Origin of the sequence: Nocardia sp. NPDC023852, from assembly GCF_040639505.1 — a bacterium.
Lineage (GTDB): Bacteria > Actinomycetota > Actinomycetes > Mycobacteriales > Mycobacteriaceae > Nocardia.
This window is the reverse complement of record NZ_JBFAAB010000025.1, coordinates 17,622-33,641: the sequence shown is the minus strand read 5'-3', so window position 1 is coordinate 33,641 and position 16,020 is coordinate 17,622. Positions and strand designations below refer to the sequence as shown.

Annotated in this window: 14 protein-coding genes and 1 pseudogene; 9 read left to right on the top strand and 6 right to left on the bottom strand. The window is 67.6% G+C overall.

The window, feature by feature from the left end:
* Positions 1–81: 81 nt before the first annotated feature.
* The 4 genes from AB0H00_RS26150 to AB0H00_RS26135 form a co-directional block, all read right to left on the bottom strand.
* Entirely contained in the window at positions 82–885 is an 804-nt protein-coding gene (locus tag AB0H00_RS26150; RefSeq protein WP_357271396.1) for a MerR family transcriptional regulator, read from the bottom strand.
* A gap of 93 nt (positions 886–978) precedes the next feature.
* The gene (gene garA, locus AB0H00_RS26145) at positions 979–1,464 is read right to left on the bottom strand and encodes a glycogen accumulation regulator GarA (protein WP_357271253.1); all 486 of its coding nucleotides are present in this window, start codon (positions 1,462–1,464) and stop codon (positions 979–981) included.
* 168 nt (positions 1,465–1,632) lie between these two features.
* Positions 1,633–2,031 carry a glycine cleavage system protein GcvH gene (gcvH, locus tag AB0H00_RS26140; protein WP_357271250.1) on the bottom strand — a complete coding sequence of 133 codons (399 nt, stop codon included), beginning with the start codon at positions 2,029–2,031 and terminating at the stop codon, positions 1,633–1,635.
* 42 nt (positions 2,032–2,073) lie between these two features.
* A complete protein-coding gene (locus AB0H00_RS26135) occupies positions 2,074–2,634 on the bottom strand; it encodes a CDP-alcohol phosphatidyltransferase family protein (protein ID WP_357271393.1) in 561 nt (186 codons plus the stop codon).
* Positions 2,635–2,889: 255 nt separating this feature from the next.
* On the opposite strand from AB0H00_RS26135, the gene AB0H00_RS26130 reads away from it, so the two are divergent.
* The 4 genes and pseudogenes from AB0H00_RS26130 to AB0H00_RS26115 all read left to right on the top strand — a co-directional run.
* On the top strand, positions 2,890–4,578 hold the full coding sequence (locus tag AB0H00_RS26130) for a GMC family oxidoreductase (RefSeq protein WP_357271247.1): 1,689 nt from the start codon (positions 2,890–2,892) through the stop codon (positions 4,576–4,578).
* 50 nt (positions 4,579–4,628) lie between these two features.
* Positions 4,629–6,026: a DUF2252 domain-containing protein gene (locus tag AB0H00_RS26125; RefSeq protein WP_357271245.1), complete on the top strand. Its 1,398-nt coding sequence runs from the start codon at positions 4,629–4,631 to the stop codon at positions 6,024–6,026.
* Between the two features lie 102 nt (positions 6,027–6,128).
* A complete protein-coding gene (locus tag AB0H00_RS26120) occupies positions 6,129–7,025 on the top strand; it encodes a nuclease-related domain-containing protein (protein WP_357271242.1) in 897 nt (298 codons plus the stop codon).
* A gap of 111 nt (positions 7,026–7,136) precedes the next feature.
* A pseudogene (locus tag AB0H00_RS26115) lies at positions 7,137–7,622 on the top strand (phosphatase PAP2 family protein); the annotation flags it as partial.
* Between the two features lie 61 nt (positions 7,623–7,683).
* On the opposite strand, the gene AB0H00_RS26110 reads toward AB0H00_RS26115, so the two are convergent.
* Entirely contained in the window at positions 7,684–9,615 is a 1,932-nt protein-coding gene (locus tag AB0H00_RS26110) for an acyl-CoA dehydrogenase (RefSeq protein WP_357271239.1), read from the bottom strand.
* A 101-nt stretch (positions 9,616–9,716) separates the two neighbouring features.
* On the opposite strand from AB0H00_RS26110, the gene AB0H00_RS26105 reads away from it, so the two are divergent.
* The 4 genes from AB0H00_RS26105 (at position 9,717) to AB0H00_RS26090 (ending at position 13,315) form a co-directional block, all read left to right on the top strand.
* A complete protein-coding gene (locus AB0H00_RS26105; protein WP_357271236.1) occupies positions 9,717–10,370 on the top strand; it encodes a TetR family transcriptional regulator in 654 nt (217 codons plus the stop codon).
* On the top strand, positions 10,370–11,302 hold the full coding sequence (locus AB0H00_RS26100; protein ID WP_357271233.1) for an ABC transporter ATP-binding protein: 933 nt from the start codon (positions 10,370–10,372) through the stop codon (positions 11,300–11,302). Before AB0H00_RS26105 ends, AB0H00_RS26100 begins: the two co-directional genes overlap by 1 nt.
* Entirely contained in the window at positions 11,299–12,933 is a 1,635-nt protein-coding gene (locus AB0H00_RS26095; RefSeq protein ID WP_357271230.1) for an ABC transporter permease, read from the top strand. The genes AB0H00_RS26100 and AB0H00_RS26095 overlap by 4 nt, the downstream gene beginning before the upstream one ends.
* 97 nt (positions 12,934–13,030) lie before the next feature.
* Entirely contained in the window at positions 13,031–13,315 is a 285-nt protein-coding gene (locus tag AB0H00_RS26090) for a hypothetical protein (protein WP_357271227.1), read from the top strand.
* Here the strand turns inward: AB0H00_RS26090 and AB0H00_RS26085 are convergent.
* The gene (locus AB0H00_RS26085) at positions 13,267–14,121 is read right to left on the bottom strand and encodes an LLM class F420-dependent oxidoreductase (RefSeq protein ID WP_357271225.1); all 855 of its coding nucleotides are present in this window, start codon (positions 14,119–14,121) and stop codon (positions 13,267–13,269) included. The two genes, AB0H00_RS26090 and AB0H00_RS26085, sit on opposite strands and share 49 nt — an antisense overlap.
* A 233-nt stretch (positions 14,122–14,354) precedes the next feature.
* On the opposite strand from AB0H00_RS26085, the gene AB0H00_RS26080 reads away from it, so the two are divergent.
* The gene (locus AB0H00_RS26080) at positions 14,355–15,779 is read left to right on the top strand and encodes a threonine/serine exporter family protein (protein WP_357271390.1); all 1,425 of its coding nucleotides are present in this window, start codon (positions 14,355–14,357) and stop codon (positions 15,777–15,779) included.
* Positions 15,780–16,020 lie beyond the last annotated feature (241 nt).

The window sequence follows — 16,020 nt, the reverse complement described above, 5'->3', positions numbered from 1 at the left end:
AGCACGGGTGCAGCGATCCGTGTGCACAGCCGAAATCGGCGTGTTGGCTCGACGAAACTCGCGGGCCGGCGCGGAAGGGGCTCAACCGCCCAGTGAACTCCGGACCGAAGCCTTGACCAGACAGGTGTGCAGGGTCAGCGACAGCGCCGCTAGTTCTCGCACCGTCTCCTCCGCGCGGGCTCGCGCACCCGCGTCGCGGCTCTTCGCAATCGGGGCGGCGATCTGCGCGACCAGCGCGGCCTCACGATCGGCGGCGAGCTTGAACGCGCGCAGATGCCTTGCCTCCAAACCGAATTCGGCCATTGCACGCGCGGCCTTCGCCAGCGTCACCGCGTCGGCGTCGAAGTACCCTGCGGGTCCCGGCGTGATCAGGTTGGCGCGGATCAGGTCGTTGAGGAACTTCTCCTCGATCTCGGCCTGGTCGAGCAGATCCGCCCGGGTGACGCGGATTTCCTGATCGAACCGCAGATCATCCGGGGAGATCTCACTCGGCACGACGCCGAGCCTCCGTGGCGCGGCCACCTGCCCCCCGCCAGGTTCGGCACCCGAGGCGGGACGCTCGGCGTCCGGCGACACGCGCCCGGACTCCGCGGCACCGACGCGGCCGACGTGCGTCCGGGCGCGGGCTTCCCGGACGCCGAGCGTCGCGGCACCGCTGTCGATAGCTTCCAGCTGCTCCTTGATCACCTTCAGCGGCAGGTACTGATCGCGTTGCGCGGTCAGCACGAACCGGAGCCGTTCGACGTCCGCGACGGAAAATCTTCGGTAGCCCGAGGGCGTCCGCTCCGGCCGGATCAGGCCCTCCGCTTCCAAGAAGCGGATCTTCGAGATGGTGACGTCGGGAAAGTCGGGGCGCAGCAGGTCGAGCACGGAGCCGATCGACATGCCTCCGCGGGCCCACTGCGCCGCACCGGTCACCGCGCCAGGTCCTTCATGACCCCGAGCCTTTCATGAGGTGTGAGACCAGCGCCGCCATTGTCATAGGCTGCCCGCACCCGCCGACGAGTCGGTCACCTGCGCGCGCGGTCCGGTCAGGAACACCAGCCGGAACTTGCCGATCTGCACCTCGTCACCGTTCTGCAGCTCGGAGGAGTCCACCGGCTCCCGGTTCACGTAAGTGCCGTTCAGGCTGCCCACGTCGACGACCTGGAACGAATCATCGTCCTGACGAAACTCGGCGTGCCGACGGCTGACGGTGACGTCGTCGAGAAAGATGTCACTGTCGGGGTGGCGCCCCGCCGATGTGGTCGGCTGATCCAGCAGGAACCGCGAGCCCGCGTTCGGGCCGCGTTTGACGACCAGAAGGGCCGCGCCAACGGGCAGACCCTCGACCCCTTGGACCGGCTGCTCGCCGGCCGTCTCTGCGGCGCGCGACGCGTCGACCTCGTTCAGGAAATCCGCGCGGAAGACCGACGTCGTCTCGGCCGCGGTCTCCCCGTAACCCGGGTCTTTGTTCTCGCTCACCGTTTCTCTCCTCCTCGAACCTGATTATCCATGCAAGCAGGTGATACCTGTGGCACCACGACCTGCCCTCGAGTGCCTGGACTCCCGGCACAACCGCCGGATACCTCTGTTGGCATTGACCGTACCCTGCCGGGCCGCACCCGTGCAGGTAGAACTGGGAAGGCTGATTCAGCCCCCGATAACTCCTTGATAACCTGCGGCATCCAGCAGTTCACCGAGCGTCGCATCCAGGCGCTCCGTGTCGCTCACCTCCAGCTCGAACAGCCACCCGTCACCGTAGGGATCGGTGTTCAACGTCTCCGGCTCCGAGGTCAACTTCTCGTTCACCGCAACGACTTTCGCGCTCAGCGGCGCGTAGATGTCGGACACGCTCTTGGTCGACTCCACCTCCGCGATGCTGTCCTCGGCGGCCACATCCGTGTCCGTCTGAGGCAACTGTACGAACACAACGTCACCGAGTTGAGACTGGGCGTAGTCGGTGATGCCCACCCGAACCCGGGTCGGGGCGATCCGGCGAACCCACTCATGCTCCTCGGTATAGCGCAAATCCTCGGGGGTCTGGGCCACAGGCCGTCCTTTCGTTTGAACGTTGCACGCAAACTCTATCGGCTACTCCGCCCGGGCCGGCACAGCCGGTATCGCTCTTGCGACCGAGATGGCCCTGCCGGTGTAGAGAACGCCGGTCCACACGTAGACCGCCGTACCCCAGACCAGTAATGCCCCACCGAGGGCTCGCCCGAAACCGGCGGCCGCCCAGTCCATCTGCCCCGCCAGCAACCAGGGCAGCGCGGACATCAGCGCGAAGGTGGCCGCTTTGCCCAGGTAGATCACCTCGGGCGGGGGCAGATCGCGACGCTTGTAGACCGAGAGCGTGAGGGTGAGCACGAGGTCGCGGCCGACCAGGATCACGGCCACCCACCACGGGATCATGCCTCGGATCACGAAGGCCGCCAGCGTCGTGATCAGATACAGCCGGTCGACGAACGGATCGAGCAGCGCCCCGAGCCGCGAGGACTGGTCGAGCAGCCGCGCGAGCTTGCCGTCCAGGAAGTCGGTGACGCCGCTGGCGACCAGCAGGACGCACGCCCAGCCATCGGCCCGCTCGACCAGCAGCAACCACAGGAACAGCGGAACGCCGAGCAGGCGCAGCACGCTGAGCACGTTCGGCACGGTTAGGACGCGGTCGGCGAGGACACCGGTATCCGCGCCGTCGGCGCCCGCGCGCTCCTCCGGTTCCGTTCTGCCCGATTCGGTTGTCACGACCCGTGCATACCGCACCGACCCCCACCACCGCCATCTCCCCCGCGCCGATTCTCCGATATCCCCGCCGCCGATGCCGGGCGGCGATGGTTTTCGCCACAGATCGACAGTGAAAGAATGAGTATGAAACTATCTCATCTATCGGTAGAGAAGTGAGAGGTAGGTATGTCCGCATTCGACTACGACGTGGTAGTGATCGGTTCCGGCTTCGGCGGCAGCGTCAGTGCCTTGCGGCTCACGGAGAAGGGATACCGGGTCGGTGTCCTCGAGGCGGGTCGACGGTGGAACGCCGAGGACATTCCACGCACGAACTGGAATGTGCGCTCATCGATCTGGGCTCCGCGACTCGGCCTCACCGGACCGCAGCGGATCAGCTTGCTCGGCAAGTGCGCCGTATTCTCCGGCGCGGGCGTCGGCGGGGGCTCACTCATCTACGGCAACACCCTCTACGAACCGCTGCCGAACTTCTACACCGACCAGCAGTGGGCCCACATCACCGACTGGCGTGCGGAGCTGGCGCCGTACTACGACCAAGCCAAGCGCATGCTCGGCGTCGCGCCGAATCCGCGCATGACCCCGGCCGACGAGGTGCTCGAGCAGATCGCCGAAGACCTCGGCGTCGCCGATACCTTCCACCCCACCGACGTCGGCGTGTTCTTCAACGAGAGCGATCCGGGCACCGAAGTCGACGACCCGTACTTCGGTGGCGCGGGGCCGCGCCGTAACGGCTGCGTGCACTGTGCGCGGTGCTTCACCGGCTGCCCGCACAACGCCAAGAACACGACGACCACCAACTACCTGTATCTGGCTGAACAGGCAGGTGCGCAGGTACACCCGCTGACCACAGCCACCGCCGTCCGCCCGCTGCCCGACGGCGGTTACGCGGTCGACACTCACCGGTCCGACCGCTGGGTCCGAAAGCAGCGCAGGACTTTCTCCGCCGAGCAGGTGGTGTTCGCCGGAGCCGCCCTCGGCACCCAGAAGCTGCTACACAAGATGCGCGACGACGGCGTGCTGCCCAACCTGTCACCGCGACTCGGCGAGCTGACCCGCAGCAACTCCGAGGCGATTCTCAACGTGGTGAGCCGGTCGCGCCGCGACTTCGCCGAGGGCATCGCCATCACCTCCTCGATCCATCCGGAGGCCGATACCCATGTCGAGGTGTGCCACTACGGCAAGGGGCAGAACGCGCTGTTCCCGATGTCGGCACCGATCGTGGACGGCGGCGCGTTCCGTTTCCTGCGGTTCCTGCTGGCGATATTGCTGCACCCGCTGGTGTTCCTGCGCAGCCTCAACGCACGGCACGCGTCGGAGAAATCGGTGATCTTGCTGGTCATGCAGTCGCTGGACAACTCGCTGACCTCGTTTCGCCGGCACGGGCAGCTCGTGACCAGGCAAGGCACCGGCGAGCCGAACCCGACGTGGATTCCGCTTGCTCATGACATAGGTCGCAGGTTCGGCGCGAAAATCGACGGCGACACCCACGGCCTGATCATGGACGTATTCGATATCCCGGCGACCGCCCACTACATCGGCGGCTGCGTGATCGGCGACAGCACAGCGGCGGGAGTAGTCGACCCGTATCAGCGGATCTACGGGCACCCCGGCCTGCACATCGCAGATGGCTCCGCGGTGACCGCCAATCTCGGCGTCAACCCGTCGCTCACCATCACCGCGCAGGCCGAGCGCGCGATGGCATTCTGGCCCAACCGGAACGAACCCGACACCCGTCCGGAGCTGGGATCGTCCTACCGGCGAGTCACACCGGTGGCGCCCACCCATCCCGCGGTGCCCGCTGCGGCGCCCGGCTCGCTACGGCTACCGATCGAGCCGGTGCCGCCCCTGGCGAAGTGAGGCCGACACCACACCGTTGCGGGGCCAAGCACCCACTAGCGTGAATCGGTGTGTCAAAAGGTGGTATCGACCTGCGCTCCTATGTGCCCGCCGACGATGTCCGCGCCAAGGGGCGCGCGCTGCGTCAGCGGACTCCGGTCATCGCGCGGGACCGGGAGGCGACCAGCGTGCGCCGTCCCAGCGTGCTCGAGTTCGTCGAGTCGAGCAACGCCGGTCGGCTGCCGCACCTGGTACCCCTGCGCATCGGCCGCATGATCACCTCCCCGTTCACCTTCTACCGCGGCGCGGCGGGGTTGATGGCGGCCGACCTGGCGGGTGGTCCGGACAGTGGGCTCGTCGCCCAGTTGTGCGGCGACGCGCACGCCGCGAACTTCGGCCTCTACGGCACCCCTCGCGGCGAAATCATCATGGATATCAATGATTTCGACGAGACCATCGCAGGACCGTGGGAGTGGGACCTGGAGCGGCTCGCTGCCGGCTTGGTGCTGGTGGGGCGCGAAGGCGGCGCCGGTGAGGACGACTGCCGCACGGCCGCGCGCGATGCGGCCCGCTCCTACCGTCTGGCTGTCGACGCCTTGGCCGCCATGCCGTTCATGGAGTCCTGGAGCGCGCTGCCGGACGAGTCGGTGATCAGCCGCGCCAAGGCCGACGACCTGCTGGACGACTTCAAGAAGGCCGCGAAGAAGGCACGTAAGAACACCAGTGCCAAGGTGGTGGCCAAGTGGACCGAACACCTCGACGACCACGAAACCGGCATCCGCCAACATCGGTTCGTCAGCGACCCACCGATTCTCACCCTGGTAACCGACCACGTCGCCGACGCGGTGATCGCAGGACTCGAACGCTACTCCGGGACACTGCGCGAATCCAGGCGCAACCTGATCGCCCGATTCGCGGTGTCCGACATCGCCTTTCGAATTGTAGGCACCGGAAGTGTCGGGCTGCACAGCTACCTCGCGCTGCTGCACGGCAACGACGGCGAGGCGCTGGTCCTCCAGGTGAAGCAGGCCACCCCCTCCGCACTTGCCCCGTTCCTGCCCGCGGCCGGCACCCGGCATGAAGGGGAGCGAATTGTGCAGGGCACCAGGCTCGTTCAGTCCGAGAGCGATATCCTGCTCGGCTGGACCTCGATCGACCCGACCGGTGCGGGGGTTGAATTGCCTTTCATCGTACGGCAATTCCGCAATCTCAAGGGCAGCATCGACCCCGCGGAGCTGCCCACGAACGACCTCGACGACTACGGAAGGCTGGCGGGTGCGCTGCTGGCCAGAGCACATTCCCGCTCGCTGGACCCGCGGCTGCTATCGGGATACCTCGACGGCGACGAGCATTTCGACGACGCGGTGGCGAGTTTCGCTGTGCGCTATGCCGATCGCACCGAGGCCGATCACGCCGAACTGGTCGACGCGGTCCGTGTAGGCCGGATTGCGGCAGGACAGCCGGAGTAGTCCCGGTCCCAACACGCCGATTGTTGCCGTCGGCGCGGCGAACTCGGCGCGGGACCTCGTATCCTGTCCACTGTCGAGTGTCGACGGGAAGGGCGGTCGCCAATGCTCGTGCGAGTCCAGAACGCCGCAGGCACAAATGCCGAGCGGGCGCTGATCGATTGGCTGCGCACCTGGAAGGATCCCGACACTCCGCATGGTGTCGCGACCATCAACTGCAGCCTGTTCCACCAGGACCGGCTGCACCAGTTCGATGCCGTGGTGTGGACGCCGACCAGCTGTGTGGTGATCGAGGCCGAGGCGCTCGTCGCCCGGCAGGACGGCGTCCTGGAGGTCCCGCTCAATGGCCAGTGGACGATCAACGGCGCGCCCGCCGCGATGGAGGGGCGCGACCGCGGCACACCCCTGGAGAGGTCCCGCGAACACACCTTCGCGCTGCAAAGCTGGCTCGCCGCCCGCAGCCTCGGGCAGCGATCCGTCCACGGCCTCGCAGTGATCGTCCCACTGCGCGGCGCCGAGTTACGGATCGAACAAGCGTGGACCGATCCGAGCTTCGACGTGATTATCGGAGACGATGCCGCGCGGCTCCGGCACTACTTCGACGTGCTCGCCGAGGAGGAGAACTTTCTCTGGACGGCCAACGACGTCGCCGTCGCGTTCCGCGGTCTCGGCATCCTGCCGTATCTGCCCGCGCCGCAGGACCTGCTCAACGAAGGTTTCCTCGGTCCGATCGATATCACGCTGTGGCACGGCGGACCGAACCAGGCGCAGGCCGAGGCCTATGCGGAGGAGCTGGCGCAGGCCGAACGAGACGCGCAAACGTCCGCCTTCACGATCGAGGCGCCGTGGTACAGCCCGTGGAAGTTGTACCCGAGGGAGGCCGGCGATCTGGACCTCGGCCGCACATTCATGCGCACCCTTTTGGTGATCGGCATGATCATCGGCTTCGCCTGGGTGCTGTGGTTCGTGGTCAGCGCGATTTCGACCTATGGCCCCGGCTGACCCGGCGACTATCGTCGAGCGGTGCTCGAAGTTCCGGAGAAACGTGTCTCAGGAAATATCGTCCTGATCGGCGTCGCCGCGGCAGGAGCCGCGGTCACCGCCGCGCTGCCGATGACCTTGCCCGCCGACGGCGGTCCGTCCACAGTCGATCGTGCGATTGCCGATCCTCTCCACTCGACGCTCGACGCGCGACCCGGCGTGTACGAGGCCCTCGTCGTCCCGAGCAACGGTTACATCCTGCTCCCGCTGCTACTGCTGGCGTGCGCGTGGTTCGCGTATCGCGGCGACCGGCGCCGCGCGGTGACGATGGCCGTGGTGCCGGAACTCGCCGTCGCGGTGAACACCTGGCTGCTGAAACCGCTGTGGGGACGGCAGTGGCAGGACTACCTCGCCTACCCCAGCGGGCACACCGTCCACCTCGTCGCTATCGCCGGCACGTTCGTGCTGTTGGCCGACACGCACCGCACGCGATGCGCGGTGTGCGCCATGGCGAGCGTGGCACTACTGGCCGCCGCTGCCGGGATGGTCGGCCTCGATTACCACCATCCGACCGACATCCTCGGCGGCACCGCAGCGGCGATCGCGATGGTGATACTGCTGTGCTGGGCAGCCGGATTCCGGCGCGGCCGCATTGCTACGCCCCGCGCCGGGCCTCGGACTACGTCCGGTCGAACACACTCGCGTCGTCGAGCATGGCCGCACACAGCATCGACTCGGGCACGCCCATCGCCTCGACCAGGGCCGGCGCGTGCGGACGCAGCCGGTCGACCAGCTCGTTCACGCCCCGGCGCACCGCCTTCGCGCGGTCGACCGACATGAACCGGTGCATGATGTACCAGGCTTGGTTCTCCTCGATCGTCGAGTAGACGAACAGGTCGCACATGGAGTCGGCGAGCGCGCGAGCGCGCGGGTCCTCGATGTCCGCGACGCCTTCGATGAACGCCTCGAGCACCAACCGGTCGATATGCGCCGCGCCGGCAGCCAGGATGTGGTCCTGGGCGTTGTTGAACGCCTCGAACGGGCGGGTGTCCGCAGCCCGGGCGCGCAGCCGGTGTCCCGCGGTGCGGATCAGGTAGTCCTCCCGGTCGGCGAACAGCTGCAGTTGCACCGCCCGACGCGACAGGTCCCCCTCGTCGATCGATTCGTCACCGCGGTCCTTGAGAGTTTGGATCAGCTGGCGAACGCCCGATCGCTTGCGCACCACATCGCCAGCCATGGTTGCGGCGAAGCGCACCCAGCCGAGCGCGTCCAGGTCGCGCACTTCGTCGGCGTAGGCGGTGAGCAGTTCCTTGGCCACCAACTGGGTGAGCACGACGTTGTCGCCCTCGAAGGTAGTGAACACGTCGGTGTCCGCCTTCAACGTGACCAGCCGGTTCTCGGTCAGATAGCCCGCGCCGCCGCACGCTTCGCGGCACTCCTGGATCGCACGGGTGGCGTGCTCGGTCTGCGCGACCTTCAGGCCCGCCGCGCGCTTCTCCAGCGCACGCTGCGCGCCCGGGTCGAGGTCCTGGCCGGTTTGCACCAGATGCATCCGACGTACCAGGTCGTTCTGCGCGAAGGCAAGCGCGTAGGACTTCGCGACCAGCGGCAGCAGGCGCCGCTGGTGGCTGCGGTAGTCCAGCAGCACCGTCTCCGCGCCGGTGTCCGGGTCGGCGAACTGGCGCCGCTTCAGTGCGTAACGCACCGCGATGCTCAGCGCCACCCGCGCACCGGCAGCCGCGGCGCCGCCGACGCTGACCCGACCGCGCACCAGCGTGCCCAGCGTGGTGAAGAACCGGCGGCTCGGGTTCTCGATCTCGGAGTGGTAGGTGCCATCCGGCGCGACATCGGCGTAACGGTTGAGCAGGTTCTCCCGGGGTACGCGCACGTGGTCGAAGACGATGCGCCCATTGTCGACACCGGGCAGGCCCCCCTTCAGTCCGTCGTCGGAGGTGGTCACCCCGGGCAAGTCGGCGCCGCTCTCGTCGCGGATCGGCACCAGCAGGCAGTGCACACCCTCGTTCGCGCCGTTGGTGATCAACTGCGCGAAAACCGCCGCCATTCTGGCGTGTTCGGCCGCGCCGCCGATGTAGTCCTTGCGCGCCGACGGCGTAGGCGAGTGCACGACGAACTCCTCGGTCTGCGGATCGTAGGTCGCCGTAGTCTCCAGATTCGCGACATCGCTGCCATGTCCGGACTCGGTCATGGCAAAGCATCCGAGCAGATCCAGCGAGATCAGCTGTTCGATGTACTTCCGGTGCCGTTCGCTGCCCAGATTCTCCACCGCGCCGCCGAACAATCCCCACTGCACACCTGACTTCACCCACAGCGACAGGTCCGTGTAGGCCAGCATCTCCAGTCCGACCACTGCCGCTCCCGGCTCGCCGGTTCCACCGTTCTCCCGCCGAAAGCCCCGCTCGGCGTAGCCGATCGCGGCGATGGCACGCATCTGCGCGAGCACCCGCGCCCGCGCCGCCTTGTAGTCGAGGTAGGGGTCACCGGTGAACTGTTTCCCCGCCAGCTGGATGCGAGCTTCGTCGCGGACGGCCGCCCAGGGTCCATCGAGTGCCGTACGTAGATGATCGGCCGTCGTTGCGGTGCCGGAAGTCATAATTCGACGATAGACCGGCACCCGAACGGTAAAACGTTGACGCGACATGTCCGCCGAAGCCCTTGCCAGACTCTTGAACGCTCGTTTAGTATACTGAACATGTGTTTAATCAACAGCCCGTTTCGCAAGGACCCGCCGACGATCTGACCACCGCGGCCCGCATCCGCGACGCCGCGATCGAGGTATTCGGCGAACACGGATTCCAGGTCGGTGTCCGCACGATCGCCGCCGCCGCCGGCGTCTCTCCCGGGCTGGTCAATCACCACTTCGGTTCCAAGGACGGCTTGCGTGTCGCCTGCGACGACCGCGTTCTACAACTGATCCGCGACGAGAAGGTCAAGGCGATCACGGCACCCTCCGTCGCGAAGGGCATGCTCAACGCCCTCGCCGAGATCGAGTCGTACGGACCGCTGGTCGGCTACATGGTGCGCAGCCTCCAGGCAGGCGGACCAATGGCGAAATCGCTCCTCGATCATATGGTTTCCGACGCCGAAGGGTACCTCGAGCAGGGCGTCGAGGCGGGCACTGTCAAACCGAGTCGCGACCCGGCGGCACGCGCCAGATACCTGATGTTGCTCAATGTCGGCGCCACCCTGCTGTACATGCAGATGCGTCAGCGACACGGCGAGAAGATCGACTACCGCAAGGCTGTTCGAGAACTCACCGAAGAACTCACCGCACCCGCCCTGGAGTTCTACACCCAGGGCCTCCTCACCGATCCAACGATCTTGGACACATTCACCAAGGAGAACTGATGTCCGACGTCATCGAAGTCCACGATCTTCGCAAAACCTTCGGACACGTCACCGCGCTCGGCGGACTGAATCTCAGCGTGACCGAAGGCGAGATCCATGGCTTCCTCGGACCCAACGGCGCAGGCAAGTCGACCACGATCCGGGTACTGCTCGGCATCCTGCGGGCCACCGCGGGCCGGGCTCGGCTCTTCGACCGCGATCCGTGGGCCGACGCGGTCGCCCTGCACCGCGAACTGGCTTATGTTCCCGGCGATGTCACGCTATGGCCCTCGCTGTCCGGCGGCGAAACCATCGACCTGCTCGCCAGGATGCGCGGCGACATCAACGAGAAACGCCGCGCCGAACTGATCGACCGCTTCGACCTCGACCCGCGCAAGAAGGCGCGCGCCTATTCCAAGGGCAACCGCCAGAAGGTCGCCCTGATCTCCGCGCTGGCCTCCGACGTGCGCCTGCTGCTGCTCGACGAGCCGACGTCCGGCCTCGACCCGCTGATGGAGCAAGTCTTCCGGGAGTGCGTGCACGAGGCGCGGGAGCGCGGTACCACCGTCCTGCTGTCCAGCCACATCCTCTCCGAGGTCGAAGTGCTGTGTGACCGGGTGACGATCATCCGCGCCGGGCGCACGGTGGAGAGCGGCTCGCTGTCGGATATGCGCCACCTCTCGCGCACCTCGATCACCGCCGAATTACTCGGCGACCCCGGCGATCTCAGCCGTATCCCTGGCGTGGAGGACATCGAGCGGGACGGTGCCACGCTGCGCTGCCAGGTCGAGGGCGAGCACCTCGGCGAGCTGATCCGGGTACTCGGCGACACCGGCGTGCGCAGTCTGATCAGTGCTCCGCCCACGCTCGAGGAACTGTTCCTGCGGCATTACCACGTCGACGGCCAGACACCGGACGCCGCCGCGACCACCGGGGAGAAGGTGCGGTCATGACCATCTCCACCGCCGACCGCGCCGACGCGGCACCGATATTCGGCGACTCCAGCGATTTCGCGGGCACCCGCCAGCTGCTGCGGCTCTATCTGCGGCGGGACCGGATCGTGCTGCCGCTGTGGACGCTGCTGATCGGTCTGATGCCCGCTCTGCAGATCGCCAGCATCAAGGATCTGTACGACACCCAAGGCGAGCTCGACAGCTTCGCCAGAACCACGGCCGACAGCCCGGCGCTGCGCGCCATGTACGGCCCGGTATTCAGCTCCGAGCTCGGTTCGATCGGCACCTGGAAAGCAGGCGCCATGTACACCATGATCGCCATAGCCACGGTGCTCACGGTGATCCGGCACACCAGGGTCGAGGAGGAGACCGGGCGCGCGGAGTTGGTGGGCGCCACCAGCATCGGCCGGTATGCCGGGCTCACCGCCGCGCTGATCATGACCTATTCCGGCGCGCTGTTCGCCGGAATAGTGTGCACCCTGTCGCTCTACGGCAACGACCTGCCTGCCCCGGGTTCGCTCGCCTTCGGCGCCGCGCTCGCGGCATCAGGCATCCTCTGGGGTTCCGTCGCCGCGGTGGCGGCCCAGGTGAGCGCGGGCGCGCGGGTGGCGCGCGGCGTGGCGTTCGGCACGCTCGGCGCCGCGTTCGCGCTGCGGGCCGTCGGCGACGCCGGAAATGGTGTGCTGTCCTGGTTTTCACCGATCGGTTGGTGCCTGCAGATTCGGCCGTACGCGAGCGAACGCTGGTGGGTGCTGGTCCCGCTGTGCGCCGTCGCGGTGCTCGGGACCGCCGCCGCGTACGCGCTACTCGGCAACCGCGACACCGGCTCGGGGCTGCTCGCCGAGCGTCCTGGACCGCCGGCCGCGGCCCCCAGCCTGTCCGGCCCGCTCGGACTGGCCTGGCGGCTGCAACGCGGCACGCTGCTGGCCTGGACCGTCGGTTTCGCGCTCTACGGCCTGCTGATCGGCGGCGCGGTCAACAGTCTCGGCGACATGCTCGATGGCAGCGCCACCATTCGCGACATGGTCACCCGGATGGGTGGCTCCGAGCAGTTGCAGCAATCGTTCATCACCTACGCCATTGTGATGCTCGCCGCGGCCGCGTCGGCCTACTCGATCTCCGCCGCCCTGCGGCTGCACGACGAGGAGTCCAGCGCACGCGTCGAGGCCACGCTGTCCGGCGCGGTCGGCCGCTCCCGATACGCGCTCAGCCATATCGGTTTCGCGCTACTCGGTCCGGCGGCGGCGCTGCTGGTCGCCGGTGTGGCGATCGGCGTCGTGTACGGCCTCTCGGCAGGCGATCTGGGTACGAAGTTGCCACAGTCGATCGGAGCGGCGGCCGTACAATTGCCCGCGGTCTGGGTGGTTACCGGCATCACAGTGGCCCTGTATGGCCTCGCGCCGCGGTTCACACCCGCCGCGTGGGGCGTGCTCAGCGCAATGGTGGTGCTCTACTTCGTCGGTTCCCTGGACGGGCTGCCGCAGTGGATGGTGGATCTGGTGCCTTACATCCATCCGCCGAAGCTGCCCGGCGCGGAGTTCCAGGCACAGCCGGTACTGTGGCTGCTCGGAATCACCGCGATCCTGCTCGGCGTCGGTATCGCCGTGTTCCGCAGGCGCGACCTGCGCTGACCCGCCCGATCCCGCGGCCCGCCGGCTCCGGCCCACGCTCGGTCGTGCTTGTCACGGCGACGGCGACGCACCCGACCCGTCCGAGGTGGCGCGGGACATGCAGCAGCGTGGCGTCGACCGGATCATCCACTCGATCGGCTTCGCGGTGGACGCGAGGGCACGCGCCCAGCTGACCTTGGCGGAGGCGACCGCCGACGGGGCCACCGGGTCGGCGACCACATGGCTTCTGGTCGAGGGACTCGACGCGACCGCCGTCGTCGGCGTGATCGCGGGCCTCTTGGTGTCCCGCAGGCGCGGCTGGCATCGTGGGAATTCGAGCGCGCGCTCAGGGCGTCACTGGGTTTCCTCGATCCCCAGTTTTCCCGCCAGCCGCGTGAGATAGGCTCTGACGTCGTCCGCCGATCGGTCGGGCAGCCCGAAAACCACTTCCGTGACGCCGAATTCGCCCCACTGCGTCAGCTGTGCCGCGTCATGCCTACCGGCAAGGGCCACGATCTCGGGCGTGTCCGCGCGATCGTGCTCATGCCAGATTCGGTGCAGAAGTGCGATTTTGTCATCCAGACCGTCCTCCGTGGGGGTTGTGATCCACCCGTCGGCGTTCTTCGCCAGCCACAGGAATGTCTTCTCGGTCCCGGCAGCACCGAGTAGCACCGGAATTCGCTTTCGCACCGGCTTGGGCCACGACCAGCTGGCACCGAAAGACACGAACTCCCCCGTGAAGTCGGCCTCCTCCTCGGTCCAGAGGACACGCATGGCATCCAGATGCTCGCGCAGCACAGTCCTTCGCTTGCCGGCGGGCACGCCGTGGTGGGCCAACTCGTCGGTGTTCCATCCGAATCCCACGCCGAGGCTGACCCGGCCGCCGGACAGATAGTCCAGCGAAGCGATGGTCTTGGCCAGCGTGATCGGATGATGTTCAGCGGGCAGCGCCACCGCGGTAGACAGCCCGATGCGACTGGTCACGGCGGCCGCCGTGCCGAGTGCCACCCAGGGATCGAGGGTACGCAGGTACCGGTCGTCAGGCAGGCTCGCGTCGCCGGTGCGCGGATGCGCCGCCGCGCGGATCACCGGGATATGGGTGTGCTCGGGCACATAGAACGTGTCGAAACCGGCACGTTCGGCGGCCACCGCCGCATCCGCGGGGCTGATTCCCCGGTCGCTGGTGAACAACACGATTCCGTACCGCACCGTACACGCTCCCCTCGCCGAATTAGAACAAGTTCTATCACGGTTCGCGAAACCGACCAAGAGCCTCGGCAGGACCGACACGCCCACCCTGACGCGCCCGGATGCCAAGGACACGCCCAATGACTAGGTTCGCGGTCATGGGTCCTGACGCATTTTCCGGAGGCGACATCACCGCCGAGCGAGTCGACCACCTCGGCTGGCGCCGTGGGCTGCGCCTGCGGCGGGCACGCCGGATTCCCGTCGTCAGCCAAGCCGTCGGTTTGCTCGTCGCGGACCGTCAGGCGACCGCGGACACCATCGTCTCGGCGCCGACGCCGCTACAGCCGATCGACCTCACCGACGACGCCCGCGTCGCCGAGGTCCTCGATCTCTCGGTCCGCGTGGGCGAAGTAGTGCTCGCCTCCGGCACCGGCGTCGTCGACACCACGACGACGGTGCGATTCATCGCCGCCACCTACGGCCTATCTCGCTGCAGCGTTGATGTCACCTACGACGCCATCAGGATCTGGGCCGACCGCGGACCGCAGCTGCCACCGGCAAGCGCCGCTCGGATCGTGCACTACCGGTCCCTGGATTTCACGCGCCTCGCCGCAGCGGACCGGCTGACCCGACGGATCCGCAACAAGCTGATTCCGCCAGACGAGGCGCGCGCCGCGCTTGACGCGATCACCTCGGCTCCGCACCCCTATCAGCGCTGGACCGCCACCTTCGCCTGGTCACTCATGGCGGCGGCGATCGCCGCACTGCTCGGCGGCGGCGCCCTCGTCGCAGCCGTCAGTTTCGCCAGCACCGCGGCGATCGACCGCACCAACCGAGTTCTCAATCGCTACGGCCTGCCGTTCTTTTTCCAGCACGTGGTCGGCGGCGCGATCGCCGCGATACCGGCCATCGTGCTGGCGACCCTCGCTGCCTGGCTGAATGTCGACGTCGACCCGACCCTGATTATCGCGGCGGGAATCACCGTGCTGCTCAGTGGATTACAACTGGTCGGCTCAGTGCAGGACGCGATCACCGGCGCCCCTATCACCGCGACCGCCCGCATGCTGGAGGTAATGATGATGACCGGCGGGATCATCGCGGGTATCGCGCTCACGCTGCGCATCGCCGATCTGATCGACGCCACCGTGCCGCCGGTCTATCTCACCTCCGGCCACGACATCACCGACCTGCCGGTGAAGATCATGGCGGGCGCCATCGTGGCGCTGGCCTTCGCGCTCGCCTGCTATGCCGAACGCCGCGCCCTCGCCGCCGCGGCGGGCAGCGGCGCCGCGGGCACCATCTGCTTCCTGCTCGCGCAGCAAGCCGGGTTCGGTCCGGTGATCTCCTCCGCCGTCGCCGCGACGCTGGTCGGCCTGGCCGGTGGTCTGATGGCCCGCCGAGCGCTGACTCCCCCGCTGGTCGTCGCGGTCGCGGGCATCACCCCGCTGCTACCCGGTCTCAAGGTCTATCGCGGCTTGTCCGCGCTACTCAACGACGAACTGTTGATCGGAGCCAACCAACTACTCGCGGCAGTCGGCGTCGGCTGCGCGCTGGCGGCGGGCGTCACCCTCGGCGAGTGGTTCGACCGGACCGTCCGCAGGCCCCAGATACTGCGGCGATTCGGCTCGCTGCGACGCCCGATCGTGCGGCGTCGCCGCCGGTCGGCTCCGGTTCAGTGAACGGCGAGATGCGTACGGGCCCCGCGCCCCACCCGACCCCTCGCGCCCACCTGGCCCCTGTGCTCGACCGGCTGCCTCGACGATCTGGAGCGCCGCCGCGTGCTCGACGAGGGCCTGCGCGTGAGACATTCGTGGCATGAGAGCGGGCCGTCGCATCGCGATAATTCTTGTCGGTCTTGTGGGTCTGGTCGGGGGATGCGGTCGGACGGATGCCGGCGGGGGACCTGCCTCCTCGACGGCC

Coding starts and splice junctions, on each gene's coding strand:
- AB0H00_RS26110 (WP_357271239.1), bottom strand. CDS start 9,615: ATGACTTCCGGCACCGCAACGACGGCCGATCATCTACGTACGGCACTC.
- AB0H00_RS26095 (WP_357271230.1), top strand. CDS start 11,299: ATGACCATCTCCACCGCCGACCGCGCCGACGCGGCACCGATATTCGGC.
- AB0H00_RS26150 (WP_357271396.1), bottom strand. CDS start 885: ATGTCGATCGGCTCCGTGCTCGACCTGCTGCGCCCCGACTTTCCCGAC.
- AB0H00_RS26100 (WP_357271233.1), top strand. CDS start 10,370: ATGTCCGACGTCATCGAAGTCCACGATCTTCGCAAAACCTTCGGACAC.
- AB0H00_RS26120 (WP_357271242.1), top strand. CDS start 6,129: ATGCTCGTGCGAGTCCAGAACGCCGCAGGCACAAATGCCGAGCGGGCG.
- AB0H00_RS26130 (WP_357271247.1), top strand. CDS start 2,890: ATGTCCGCATTCGACTACGACGTGGTAGTGATCGGTTCCGGCTTCGGC.
- AB0H00_RS26090 (WP_357271227.1), top strand. CDS start 13,031: ATGCAGCAGCGTGGCGTCGACCGGATCATCCACTCGATCGGCTTCGCG.